Raw genomic sequence first — 13,103 nt, forward strand, 5'->3', positions numbered from 1 at the left:
TTATGACCTTGAGGGAAACGTTCCTTGTAGTGCAATAATCCAATTAATAGCGATATAAGGCGCTCTAATACTAAAGGGTAGATTACCACCATTATTATTCACTGTAGTCGTAGCAGTAGAGTTCACTGTCCCTGTTAAATTTAAAGCAATGGAATCAGCATGCATAGGTACACTTGGTGCTGTTGAACTATAAATGTTTTGACGATTTGGGCTTTGGCCTAATGCTGCTCCACTTGGTACATTACTAGAAGAACGGCCATTAACTGCATTTAAATCAGCAACCCCTCCAACCGTAACATCATTCTCTATAGTAGTCGTAGCAGAATGATTGTGAGATGGCATTTGTATTAAATGCAATGTATGAGTTTCCGCTCCGCCTCTTTGACCAAGTGCGTAGTTTTGCAAACCGGGTCCATTTCCTGCTCCAATAACCGAACGACCTCGCGTATCAGGCAAACCAAACGTTGTTCTGCCATCTCCACCATAAGTTGTACCTAAAATTGAAAATAGTGCACTGTTTTGACTGATAGCAAGTAACTGGCCTTGAGCCAATGCATATCCTCGGGGAGCAAAATTACCGGCAAATACGCACATTGTTCCGAGCATAGGATCAAAGCTACTACAAGCTAAGGCACTTTTCCCAAAAAAGAGACTTGGTAACAAAATTAACGGTAACGCGATTTTTTTATATAGCTTTTTCATAGTTAAATCCTTTTTATTTTTGTACGTGTAGTTAATAATAATATTGATAAAAATAAGAGTAGAGAAGATGGTTCTGGTACAGTTACTGGTGGTTGGCCAACTTGAATTTGACGAACGTCATTAAGCCCTAACATTCCTGTTGAATCTTGTTTAGCAGGGGGGACGCTATCAGTAATAAAACCAAATGATGCCTGTAAAACACCAACAATGTTTATACTTTCACCCGCTAATAAGGTACGTGAGAAATTGAAAAGCCCTGAATCTTGAACGACACCACCATATGGAGTAGGTAGAAGAAATCCATTGCGTTCATTACCATAATCAACATCTGACATAATATCTGAAAAAAAGAACTCCCCAGAGTCATCATAAAGACTGATCAAAGAGCTAGAAAAACCACCAAGACCAGGAATAGCCCAAGTATCGACTTTGTTAAAAAAATCAAAGCCAAAATCAAGCTCAAAAGTATCTGTTGCATGATTATTTTCTATATACAAACTAAAATCTAAAGCAGCAACTTCATATCCTGCAGCATTCGATAACAAAGTAGTGTCAAAACTTAACTTCTGATCTGTATCTGTGATTGCGACATTGCTGGTATTGTCACCTGATACATCTAGTCCTCCAAGAATTCCCCCTGGATTAACTTGGCCAGAATTAGAACCAACAGACATGTTAGCAGTAAATATTGTTTCTGGTGTAACCCACACCCCCGAAATTGGATCAATCCAACCGAGGGCAATACTACCCTCAACGGTTAGGTCTGATGTAATGATGGTGGCAGAAGTGGAAAAGTGAGTAAAAATTGAAAAAATAACGATTAGTATTTTTTTATTGAATTTTATCATTTGTAATTCCTTTTTTATTTTTGTATGTAAAGCAATTTTTACACCAGAACACTATATCCTCTTAAAAACAATAACTTAAAAACAAGCCAATCATTTCACTTCTTCAGAGTGTAAATTTTATGGACACATATTGTTAAAAAATCGTTGCGACAAATCACTGATATGTAAATTATTTATATGGTTGTTAAAAGCGTTTAAAACTTAATGAGTACGGCAAGCCTCAAGTAACTTTTCAACAAACAAGCCAGAAGCCAAGGAAATTTCTCTTACATTGCGATGCAAATTCAATAAATGTTTTTTAATCCGCTTTACTTCTGGGGTTCTAATTTTCACGCCTGCCAAGCAACTATGTGCGACCGTTAAACCTAACGTATTTATTGTTCTTGCATCATAAATAATATCGGTAATTGTGGATAATTTTGGGTTTTTCTTCGTGATTTTTAACACCTCTTCATAACCAGAATGCCATCGTCGCATAGTATTCACTATCGCTTGTAATCCAGCTTTATCGCCTCCTTTATAGGCATTCAGTTGTTGTTGCATATTGACTAAAGTTAAACTTTCCGCAGGCAAATAATCTACAAAGCTATTTAAGCCGGCTCTTTGGTGATATTGATCTTTTTTAAATTTTAAATGATGACGAGTGTAATAATGAGCCGGCTCTAATTGCTCGGCTAACATCACCAAAGAGGTAATCTTTGTTTCTGGAAATACAAGCCCACGAATACCATTCATGTGTTGTTGTAAATGATGCAACCCCAACTTAGCCGCACTGATATTAATTTGAAATAAGCGTTGATACATCTGATTGATATTTCGCATTGATTTAGCCGACCAGAGCCTTTCGGCGATGGCAAATGTGCGTGGCCAAATCCGTAAATCAATATTTTTTTCGCTAACAAGCTCCGTCCATAGCGTTGCTTCACCGCCAAGTATATTTTTTTCATGTGCTGGCAAAAGATTGGCGAGTAATTTAACGTTAGCATAGTCAAAGTCACTTAATTGTTGACCTTCTACATTATAATGACTATTCCCGATTAACATACGGCCAGTAAGTTGAGCAGGATCAGATAGGTCAAACTCACCACGTGTCGGTCCCATCCAAGAGTCTATGGTAAAATTGATTTGTCTTGGGTGTAAGGCTAACTGACGATCAAGTTGCACTTTTTGATAGTGATTATTGTTTAATTTTACATAAGCATGGATCAGGTAATTATTACGACTAACCATAGCTAGTGTGCCTTTTACTGCACTACCTTTTAAACGAGGCATGGTAAATTGCCACGCCGAAACAGTATCTTCATTGCTAGGAATGACGGCTGAATTTTCCCGTTTCGATAACAATTCATTTCGATAATGGTATGCGCTACTTTGTGGTTGATCGATATAAAAGCCGGTCGATAATAATCCCTGATATTGATTGGCAGCTATTTGACTTAAAGATTCCATTCCTCGCCACGACTGTACCATAATATCTTTTGGCAATTTTGGCTGGTAAATTTCATCCCACCCCATCATTTTCCGCTGATGTTTTGCCAGTATTGTTTGCACTTTTTCATTAAAGTGTCCTTGTAATTCATGGCTATCTTGTAACTTGTTATCAGCCATGTACTGTTGCACCGCCTCACTTTCTTGCCACTGCACTGGATCTACTTCATCCCCCCCAATATGTATATATTCATCTGGGAAAAGCGAAGTAATTTCCGCCACTATTTTATCAATAAAGACGTACACATCAGGATTACTCGGATCAAGTAAGGGTTCAAACACCCCCCAAGCATCTTCCATTGAATAACGCTTTTTTTCAGTCATTAATTCTGGGTACGCTACGGCAATTGCTGATGCATGACCTGGCACATCAAACTCAGGTACTACTCGAATGCCTAACTGACTCGCATAATGAACTACGTCTTTGATCTCTTGTTGTGTGTAATACTGTCTATCAGAGGCTAATTTGTGTAACTTAGGATAGGATTTTGATTCAAAACGCCAACCTTGATCATCCGTTAAATGCCAATGAAAAACATTTAATTTTGCTGCTGCCATCCCATCAAGTTGACGTTTAATCGCCTTAACTGAAATGAAATGACGAACACTATCAATCATCAACCCCCGCCAAGGAAAACGTGGAAAATCATTGATCACAACTTGTGGCAATGTCGTAATATTTAAGGAACGGTTCGCTGCAATTAATTGGCTAAGTGTGGCGAGGCCATGCAAAGCCCCAAAATCATTATTGGCCAAAATATCAATACCTTGTGAAGTTATTTTCAACTGATAACTTTCATCACTGTTCAGTTTTGCAAGATAGTTTTCATGTGTTTTGCCTTGATTGATGATCAGATTAATTTTACTCATCATTTCACTATCATCAGGCGGTAGTTTAGTCACTTGATGACCAAGCTTTGCTAGTTGGCTAGTGATGCGTTGCTGAATAAACAGCTGGCGTTTTTCATGAATGCCTTGCACATTAAAATACACACTTTCTGTTAATTGATATGTTTCAGGTAATAATTTTACCGACTGCGGATATGGCATCAAAGCTAACGACTTTTCTTGTGCGAACGCTTGTTGCGCGCAGAACATAAAAGACAAGCCAACGCTGATAACGATGATTTTTATTATTGATAACTGGTGACTGAATAAGGTCATGATGTAAAACCCATAAAATATGTTTCCATTGAAGATAATTAACTAAAACGATTCCATTGCTGCACGCTCGGCATTTAATTTGGCTAAAGCCTGTTGTGTATTCAACTTAGATTTTGGCGTGAATATTGTCACAACCACGCCGGCAATAATACCTCTTATTAAGACAGTAATCACAGGGTTACCCGAAAATTATTAGAAAACTAATATTGGGTAAGATTACCTATATTCCCGCCGACAATATTAAAAACGCCTAACTCTAACGACATTATATTTACAGTCATAGGGAGGAACACAATCGCTGGGAGAATAGAAAAGCTCAAGTACAACAAGCCTGAATAGATACTTTGATTACGGCTAACGAATAAGACTGCGAAATAGCTTAGTGGCAAGAAGCAATATCGGTTATTTTTGCAATATGGCAATCACGCTTTCAGCAGGTTCAGCGATTAATTGCTGATTCGCGTAAACTAAGTGCCAGTATAAGGTTAAGCCATGTTCTCCTAGGGGGATCAGCTTAATATCTGAGTCATACGATAAACGCTTTAATTGATTTCTCGAAAATATTGAGACACCTAAATTAGCTTTAACTAACTCGACAATGGCATCGTTAAACCCCACCTGTAAGACTTTTTTGGGGATCACACTTTCGGGTTTAAAAAATAATTCATATTCACGATCTTTTTCAGGCACCGTTGAATTCGTTACATAGGTTTCATCGATAAAATCGTGTGCGGTTAAATAGGTTTTATTGGCATATTTATGTTGAGTTGAAAGGCAAGCCACCAACTCATCCTGATTCAAACAATGCGTTTTGAAGTTTTTCTCATCTATTTCAAGATCCGCGCTGGCTGTTGAGATCATGGCAATATCCACATCATGATTAAATAATGCATGTAAGGGTTGGTTAGCGGCTTCTGAAGAAATTTCTAATTCAATAGTAGGATGCTGATGGTTAAAGCCTTCGATTAATTTTGGCAACCATTGAAACGAAGCATAATGTGGCAAACCAATACGTAATACTTGTTCAATTCCATCGGTTAATCGTGAGATATCATGTTCTGCCCGTGCTAATTCTTCCAGTATTTTTTTTGCCGATTGTAATAAACGTTTACCAGCATTCGACATGATAATTTTACGACCGCGGCGATAAAACAGCGAAGTATTTAAACGTCTTTCTGCTTCACGAATACGGTTAGTCAATGCCGGCTGTGTAATAAATAACGCTTGTGCGGCTTCTTTTACTGTTTCGCAACGTTCTAGCTGACAAATCATTTTTAAATGACTAATTGATAACTGACTTTTTGTGATATCCATTGTTTTTATCTCAGATCTGAATCTCAGGTTCATTTATCGATGCGCGACAGGTGATCATTTATTCACGGGCATACACAAGAAAACCCATTCAAAAACTGAATGAGTTTTCTAAATCATATCAAATAAAGTGATTACTTGTTGAGTAAAATTCGATTACGAGAAAACTGACTACGAACGCGTTTGTCTTCGATTGAAAATTGATAATCGATCACTTGTTTCACTGCAGTTTTACTGGTGACTTCGGTATCAACAAGTTCAGGACATTGACCATTTTCAAGATAATACATAGCGGTAGATAACATGCCTTCTTGTTGATCGCCCAATGGTTTAGTTAAATCATCTGCAACATCACAACCTTGAATATCGGTATCATATATCGGCGCATCACTCGGTGAAAAACCATCGGCATAATCACCAAAACCTTGATCATTTACCCCTTTAAATTGCACCGTAAAGTACGTGGTATCACAATTATCTGTTGGATAAAAACCATAAGGTTTACCACAGGTAGTCGTACCAATTTGAATCACTTCGACACCAATGCCACGCACACCATTAATAAAAGCTTCACTTGCGGAACAAGTACCTGCAGATGTCAGCACAAATACGCGAGATAAATTTAACGTTGGCAACTCAATCCCTTCACGAATATAGTCAGCATTAAAACCTATGGTTTCTTGGTAAAATGGTGTTGGCGATAAACTATTACCGGTAACCGGATTGGTATTAGGGTATTTATCGTTAAAAATCGTTTGCTCAAAAGTACGGTTTACCGTTTGATTTCCCGCGACCATATAACCTAACTGACTCGCTAAGGCTAAATAGCCGCCGCCGTTATAACGAAAATCTATCACTAACTCATCAACATTAGCTGCTTTTAATGTTGAAATAGCGTCATATAACCCTTTTTCAGCGGTCGCGATATGATCATTAAATACCATGTAGCCAACGGTATTAATATCCGTTTCTATCACCTTAGTCATAGGCACTGGATCAGAAATAATAGTTTGCGCGGTTAACATCACTTCTCGAGGCTCTTCGCTCTCTAAATCATGAATAAGAAATACGCTTTCTTGGCCATCTTCACTTGGAAATAAACCATGATTTAACGTATCAATACTGGCCGAATCATTTGCTGAGGCGACATTCACCCCGTCTACTTCCACGATAATTGCACCACGTTCTACATTGGCATTTGCCGCTGGCGTATTAGGATCTGAATAGGTAATGGTAATTTTTCTTTCAATATCAACGCCCTGCTCGATACTAATATTAAAACCAAAACCGACGGATGAACCTGACGTGGACAGGTTTTCCCATTCTTCTGAGCTCATTGAAAAATGAAATTGATCTTTTAACTTTCCTGAAGGCGTAACGGCTGTGGTGACAAGTTCATCAAAGTATTCTAATACCGTAAACGGCGCGGGGTCTTGATCTAAAATTTCATCGTACCAAAGATATGTATCATTGCTGTAAGAACGTAACCACAGCTTCTCAGTCATTGCTGAGCCAGAGCCCGCAGCACATTGGTTAGCAAGTTGCGCATGAGCAGTAAATTCACCTGCTACCCACGTTGGCGTACTCGTAGAATTGCCACTACCATTGCCACCAAAAGCACTCGAACCGTTTGAAGAGCCAGAACCACCACATGCGGTTAAAACTAAAACACTGCTCGCCAACAAACTTCGTAAAATAAAATCGTTTAAAAACACTTATTACTCCTACTTAAATCCATTTAATGTATTACTCAAGCAAAATTATCATGAGTTAGATAAAAAAAGCCACTGCTATGTGACTTTTCAAAGAGGAATTTTAATACACCACAATTTGCCTTGCTTAACTTTAAAGGTGAGTGCGCAATTCAAATAACTCAGGAAAGAAACTTATATCTAACGCTTTTTTCAAAAAGCCCACGCCTGATGAACCTCCGGTTCCCATTTTATTACCAATAATGCGCTGTACGGTATACATATGTTTAAATCGCCATTGCTGAAAAGCATCTTCTATATCAATTAATTTTTCCGCAAGTTCATATAATTCAAAATGCTCATCAGCATTTTTATATACCGCTAGCCATGCGTTTAACACCGCTTCATTTTGTTGATACGGCAAAGAAAAATCTGTTCTTAACTGCGTAGGATCCTCGATTAACTTTTTATCCGCTAATACCTTAATTACTTCATCATACAAACTTGGCGCCTCAAGCGTTGCTGTTAACTCTCGATAAACCACAGGATTTGATTTGTGTACCTCCAGTAATTTTGCATTTTTATTACCCAATAAAAATTCCAACTTCCGATAACCGAACGACTGAAAGCCAGAAGAGTGACCTAAAGTATCTCTAAATTTTAAATAATCTACCGGCGTTAATGTCGAAAGAATATTCCAAGATTGGGTTAGTTGATTAAAAATGTGTTTAACGCGAGAGATCACTTTAAATGCATGACCAAAATCGGCTTCTTGGATATTGTTAATCGCTTCACTAAGTTCATGACCAGCCAGTTTTAACCATAATTCACTGCTTTGATGAATGGTAATAAATAACATCTCATCATGTTGGTCTGATAAAGGGTTTTGCGCAGACAATATTTGCTCTAAACCTAAATAATCGCCGTAAGACATATCATCTTTAAAGTCGGTATGAATAGACGATTCGACTTCTCGATAATTTTTATTTTTCGGTTGATGTGGGCAGCTCATCGTTGCACCTCTGAGAGTTGATGAACCAACATTTCCTTCGCTAAATGATACAGTTTTTCATAGACATGGTCTTGCTGCCAATGATCTTCAATATTTGGCATCAGCATAATTTCATCCATAATTTTTTGTTGTATATCACCTACGCGTAATGCGGTTTTATAAGGAATATTCGGCGAAAATGTCACCATAGCGTACAAAGGGATCCATAAATCAGGATGCATTTTATGAAATTTAGCCTCAATTTTTTTACGCAGTAAAAAGCGCTCATCGCCAGCTAAATCACTCATTTCAACAAAATTTCGTTTTGCTAATTCAATAATGGCGTCGCCATTTTCTTTGCGCTCATCTTGATAGGCGGCAAGAATATCAGCCCATTGATGTTCATGCTTTTCGACTAATTCAGATAAAATTCGGCAGTCTTCAAAACCACAGTTCATTCCTTGCCCATAAAAAGGCACCATCGCATGTGCGGCATCGCCGATCAACGCAATACTGTCATTCACTAACCAAGGATAAATATGCACTAAACATAAAGGGGAAGGGGTTTTGCTTAAAAAATCTTCAACCGGGTCAGCTAAATATTGCATTGCTTCAGCAAAATATTGATGAAAAAACGCCGTCACTTTTGCTTTAGTATTTAATGAAGCAAATGAAAGCTCACCTTCATGATTTAAAAATAAGGTACAAGTAAACGAGCCATCAATATTTGGTAAGGCAATCAACATAAAGTCTTTTCTCGGCCAAATATGTAAGGCATTTTTTTCGAGTTTATGACTGCCATCTTCATTGGCAGCAATCGAAAGTTCCATATAGCTTTGTTGCATATAGTCGAGACTGTAACTAATTCGCTCTTTCGGCAACTCTTGCATTAATCGCCTAACTTTTGAAAACGCGCCATCAGCGCCAAACACTAAATCACTTTCATGAATTTTTTGATGATGATTTTCATTAAGATAAACCGCAGTATTATCAGCAAAATTAAGCTGTACCAATCGATGATCAAAATGCACATTAACCTGTGGTTCTTGTTCTGCTAAATCAATTAATTGTTCATTAATGCCTGAACGGGAAACCGACCATATCGCTTGTTCTTCAGTACCATATGGCTGCTTAGTAATATTCCCCTCGATATCGTGCATAACCCGACAATACATAGGAATAGCTTGTTGTCGGATTTCATCATCCAAACCAACAGCATTTAACGCTTTCCAGCCGCGATCCGATAAAGCTAAATTAATCGATTTACCTTGATATATATTCGTTTTTCGAGAGTCAGGGCGAGATTCAAACAAGTCTACTTGATAGCCCTTTTTCGCTAACATAACGGCTAATAAAGCACCAACCGGACCTGCACCATTGATCGCAATTTTTTCACGCCTACTGTTATCTGATGGCGATTTTTTCGAGAAATCATTCATCTTGCCACCCTGCTAATAATGATTTTAACGTTTGGCCAAACAAGTAAACGTCTTCAAAACTATTGTATAAGGGCGTTGGCGCTAATCGAACTACATCAGGCTCTCGAAAGTCAGCTATAACCCCTGCTTCGGTTAGTGCTTTAAAAAATGATTTATCGGTGCCCACTAATTTTACCGACAGCTGACACCCTCTTTTCTCTGGCTCAGTTGGTGTAATGATCTCCAGTTCAATATTAGAAAATTGACTGACAATATCATTGAAAACAAATTCTAAATAAGCCGTTAATTGCAAACTTTTCGCCCGTAAGTTTTCAATACCTGCCGCTTGAAAAATATCTAAAGACGATTTCAATACTGCCATGCCCATAATCGGGACATTGCTTAATTGCCACCCTTCCGCTCCTGACATAGGTTCAAAGGTATTTTCCATTAAAAAACGGCGCTCTTTGTTATGTCCCCACCAGCCGCCAAAGCGAGGTAATTCAGTGTTATTGCCATGTTTGTCATGCACAAAAATGCCGCCAACGTTGCCCGCACTCCCATTTAAATATTTATAAGTGCACCAAGCAGCGAAATCGACATGCCAATCATGTAACTGTAACGGCACATTCCCCACCGCATGAGCAAGATCAAACCCCGCTAAAGCTCCAACATCATGAGCCGCTTGTGTGAGTTTTTCCATATCAAATAATTGACCAGTAAAATAATTCACGCCACCTAAAAAGACTAATGCAAGCTCGTCTTTGTGGTTATCAATAGCGGCAAGAATATCCTCTTCGCGGATCAGATGTTCACCTTCTCTGGGAGCAACTTCGATAATGGCATCATCAGGAGAAAAGCCATGATGTTTAACTTGTGTTTCCAGTAAGTAACGATCAGAAGGAAACATTTTCGCTTCACTGATAATTTTATAGCGATGCTGACTTGGCTGATAAAAAGACACAAACAGTAAATGTAAATTTGTGGTGAGTGAATTCATACACACCACTTCCGACTCATTCGCACCGACAAGCTCAGCACTGGCGGGCGTTAAAATTTCGTGGTAACTCACCCATGGGTTTTTCGCTTCAAAGTGACCTTCAACGCCCCATTTTGCCCATTCATCCATTTCTGCATTAACATACTCTTTCGCGGATTTTGGCGCGAGACCAAGCGAGTTGCCAGTAAAATATAATACCCGCTGGTCGTTGATAATCGGAAAGTGAAATTTATCACGAAAAACCGACAATTCATCTTGCCTGTCTTGCTGTTGTGCGAAGCTTAAGCTGTTTTCAAAAATCATAAAATTCTCATTCTTTATTGGCTGTTTCTTTTGTTAACAACAGCACTACACTGAAATCGGTAAATTAAAAAATTGTTCGGCATTCGTTGCCAATAATTGTTGTTGTTCAGGTGGCGAAAGTGTTGCTGAGGTTTTAATTAATTGCCCCATTTTTTGCTCCCCTAACGGGAATGGATAATCGGTACCAAACATGAGTTTATTCGTGGTCATTTTTTTGACCAATAAATCTAAGGCGTCATGATCAAACACTGCCGTATCAAGATAAAATCGATCAAGGTAATGACTCGGTGGAAATTGTGATTTACCTCGAGCGATATCTCTAAAATGCCAAGCGTTTTCTAATCGCCCTAATAAAAAAGCAAATGCGCCGCCGCCATGGGCAAAACATATTTTTAATGTCTCGCTGACCTGATCAAAACCACCGCCTAAAATCATTGAAACGATTGATAGTTGTGTTTCTGCAGGCATACCAACTGTCCAGCCCATCATATAGTTTTTCGTGCGCTCACTTGCCATCATGTCCCACGGATGGACAAACACTGGAATACCTTCACCTGCACAATGCTGGAGAAAGGTCAGCACACCTTCATCGTCCATATTTTTTTCACCAACATGATTGCCAATTTGAATCCCGACATGACCGGTATTCATTGCACGACTTGCTTCTTTACAGGCGACGTCAATATCTTGTAACGGCACTTGTGCCATCGCGAACAAACGTCCTTTACCTTGCTGACAAATTTCTAACGCGGCGTCATTAAAAAACTGTGCGCAATATAAAGCTTGTTCAATCGGTTTTTCGTAGGCAAATAAAATTGGCGTAGCAGATATAATTTGCTGCTCAAGGCCGTGTTCATTCATTTGTTGTAAACGAACATCAGCATCCCAACAGGCAGAATAAATAGGACGAAACTCTTTGTTGCCTTTCATCAACATTGCTTTATCAAAACCCTCCCCTTTGCTGGGTAAGTGTTTTAACCACGGCCAATCATCGCCACCAAACTTCTCTTGTAAATTAGGCCATGTTTTAGGAAAAAAATGTGAATGTATATCAATCACTTTCATTGTTAATTCTCTATTTATTCGTTTGTTATTGGCGTTATTGAAATGTCTAATTAAAGTAAACGGCAAACTTTTGGGTTTATTACTCGCTTAAATATTAACTGTCATCGAGGGTTACCCAACCTTCTGGTGGTTGTTTACCTGGATGAAGCGCACCACATTCTGGGCATGTTCGGGCTTTTTCATCTTGATAAAAGGCTTGATAAACCGGAGGTAAGTCATCAACGATAGAGTGCAATATCACTTCGCTTCTGTGTACTAAGGCCTGACAGTCAAAACAATACCATTCAAAGGCGTCTTTTTCGCCAGCAGGACGCTTAGGTTCAATCACTAAACCAATGCTGCCAGCCATTGGTCGTTGAGGCGAGTGTCTGACATGTGCAGGTAAAAAGAAAACATCGCCTTCGCGAATAAAGACATTTTTACAGTCGCCGTCTTCAATCACTTTCAACACCATGTCACCCTTTAGTTGATAAAAAAACTCTTCAACAGGATCATCATGAAAGTCTGTCCGTTGATTCGGCCCCCCCACCACAGTCACCATCATGTCGGTGTTTTGCCATACTTGAACATTTCCCACTGGAGGTTTGAGCAGATGTTGATGCTCTTCAATCCATCGCTGAAAATTAAAGGCTGTTAGCTTAGCTTTCATAACTTGTCCTCAGTTAATTCATCTGCTTGGTTAATGGTTTATAAGCCACGGCTTTGCACTCAATTAATAAGTGAGGGTGAGGCAATTGATGTACTGCAACGGTAGTGCGTGTTGGGCCATCAAAATCAAAGTATTGGCTATACACTTCGTTATAGCCTTTAAAGTCATTCATGTTGACCAGAAAAGTACTGAACTCGACAAGATCAGTAAGCTCTGCACCAACTGAATGGAGAATATCGCGAATATTTTCAATCACGGCTTTGGTTTGCACAGCAATGTCTAAGCTTGTCGCGCCGAATTCATCCACTTCAACGCCAGCAAAACTATTGTCTGGTAAACGGGAACTGGTGCCAGAAATAAAAATAAAATCACCTGCGCGCTTCACATGAGGGAACTTACCTCGCGGCACCGCTTTTTCTGTTAAGACTTTTGCGTTTGTTGCCATTTCCAATCCTTTTTAGCTTTTGAACCCT

At 38.9% G+C, this 13,103-nt stretch carries 12 protein-coding genes; all 12 read right to left on the reverse strand.

The features are described from left to right. The 12 genes from RM573_RS10670 to RM573_RS10725 all read right to left on the reverse strand — a co-directional run bounded on the left by RM573_RS10670 (position 1) and on the right by RM573_RS10725 (position 13,075). A complete protein-coding gene (locus RM573_RS10670) occupies positions 1–702 on the reverse strand; it encodes a phage tail protein (RefSeq protein WP_311581480.1) in 702 nt (233 codons plus the stop codon). A 2-nt stretch (positions 703–704) separates the two neighbouring features. Continuing rightward, complete coding sequence (locus RM573_RS10675; RefSeq protein ID WP_311581483.1) at positions 705–1,550, reverse strand: PEP-CTERM sorting domain-containing protein; 846 nt, start codon at positions 1,548–1,550, stop codon at positions 705–707. Positions 1,551–1,751: 201 nt separating this feature from the next. Next, positions 1,752–4,202, reverse strand: coding sequence for a beta-N-acetylhexosaminidase (locus RM573_RS10680; protein WP_311581486.1), 2,451 nt, complete (start codon positions 4,200–4,202; stop codon positions 1,752–1,754). 42 nt (positions 4,203–4,244) lie between these two features. Next, positions 4,245–4,376 (reverse strand): hypothetical protein, encoded by a 132-nt coding sequence (locus RM573_RS10685; protein ID WP_311581489.1) that lies wholly within the window; start codon positions 4,374–4,376, stop codon positions 4,245–4,247. A gap of 228 nt (positions 4,377–4,604) precedes the next feature. Next, positions 4,605–5,516 (reverse strand): LysR family transcriptional regulator, encoded by a 912-nt coding sequence (locus RM573_RS10690; protein ID WP_311581492.1) that lies wholly within the window; start codon positions 5,514–5,516, stop codon positions 4,605–4,607. A gap of 131 nt (positions 5,517–5,647) precedes the next feature. Then, positions 5,648–7,228, reverse strand: coding sequence for a S41 family peptidase (locus RM573_RS10695; protein WP_311581495.1), 1,581 nt, complete (start codon positions 7,226–7,228; stop codon positions 5,648–5,650). A gap of 130 nt (positions 7,229–7,358) precedes the next feature. Then, a complete protein-coding gene (locus tag RM573_RS10700; RefSeq protein WP_311581497.1) occupies positions 7,359–8,216 on the reverse strand; it encodes a tryptophan 2,3-dioxygenase in 858 nt (285 codons plus the stop codon). Further along, a complete protein-coding gene (locus RM573_RS10705; protein ID WP_311581499.1) occupies positions 8,213–9,634 on the reverse strand; it encodes an FAD-dependent oxidoreductase in 1,422 nt (473 codons plus the stop codon). The genes RM573_RS10700 and RM573_RS10705 overlap by 4 nt, the downstream gene beginning before the upstream one ends. Continuing rightward, positions 9,627–10,916, reverse strand: coding sequence for a kynureninase (gene kynU / locus RM573_RS10710; protein WP_311581502.1), 1,290 nt, complete (start codon positions 10,914–10,916; stop codon positions 9,627–9,629). The genes RM573_RS10705 and kynU overlap by 8 nt, the downstream gene beginning before the upstream one ends. Before the next feature lie 45 nt (positions 10,917–10,961). Continuing rightward, entirely contained in the window at positions 10,962–11,981 is a 1,020-nt protein-coding gene (locus RM573_RS10715) for an amidohydrolase family protein (RefSeq protein ID WP_311581504.1), read from the reverse strand. A gap of 94 nt (positions 11,982–12,075) precedes the next feature. Continuing rightward, positions 12,076–12,630 (reverse strand): 3-hydroxyanthranilate 3,4-dioxygenase, encoded by a 555-nt coding sequence (locus tag RM573_RS10720; protein WP_311581506.1) that lies wholly within the window; start codon positions 12,628–12,630, stop codon positions 12,076–12,078. 13 nt (positions 12,631–12,643) lie between these two features. Beyond that, positions 12,644–13,075, reverse strand: a complete 432-nt coding sequence (locus tag RM573_RS10725; protein WP_311581508.1) for a RidA family protein — start codon at positions 13,073–13,075, stop codon at positions 12,644–12,646. Positions 13,076–13,103 lie beyond the last annotated feature (28 nt).

The sequence above is a fragment of the Thalassotalea castellviae genome (assembly GCF_031846185.1).
Classification (GTDB): Bacteria; Pseudomonadota; Gammaproteobacteria; order Enterobacterales; family Alteromonadaceae; genus Thalassotalea_H; species Thalassotalea_H castellviae.

Bases quoted from the DNA above. Each gene is read 5' to 3' on its own strand.
- RM573_RS10720 (WP_311581506.1), bottom strand. From the start codon at position 12,630: ATGAAAGCTAAGCTAACAGCCTTTAATTTTCAGCGATGGATTGAAGAG.
- RM573_RS10690 (WP_311581492.1), bottom strand. From the start codon at position 5,516: ATGGATATCACAAAAAGTCAGTTATCAATTAGTCATTTAAAAATGATT.
- RM573_RS10670 (WP_311581480.1), bottom strand. From the start codon at position 702: ATGAAAAAGCTATATAAAAAAATCGCGTTACCGTTAATTTTGTTACCA.
- RM573_RS10705 (WP_311581499.1), bottom strand. From the start codon at position 9,634: ATGAATGATTTCTCGAAAAAATCGCCATCAGATAACAGTAGGCGTGAA.
- RM573_RS10675 (WP_311581483.1), bottom strand. From the start codon at position 1,550: ATGATAAAATTCAATAAAAAAATACTAATCGTTATTTTTTCAATTTTT.
- RM573_RS10715 (WP_311581504.1), bottom strand. From the start codon at position 11,981: ATGAAAGTGATTGATATACATTCACATTTTTTTCCTAAAACATGGCCT.
- RM573_RS10680 (WP_311581486.1), bottom strand. From the start codon at position 4,202: ATGACCTTATTCAGTCACCAGTTATCAATAATAAAAATCATCGTTATC.
- RM573_RS10725 (WP_311581508.1), bottom strand. From the start codon at position 13,075: ATGGCAACAAACGCAAAAGTCTTAACAGAAAAAGCGGTGCCGCGAGGT.
- RM573_RS10700 (WP_311581497.1), bottom strand. From the start codon at position 8,216: ATGAGCTGCCCACATCAACCGAAAAATAAAAATTATCGAGAAGTCGAA.
- kynU (WP_311581502.1), bottom strand. From the start codon at position 10,916: ATGATTTTTGAAAACAGCTTAAGCTTCGCACAACAGCAAGACAGGCAA.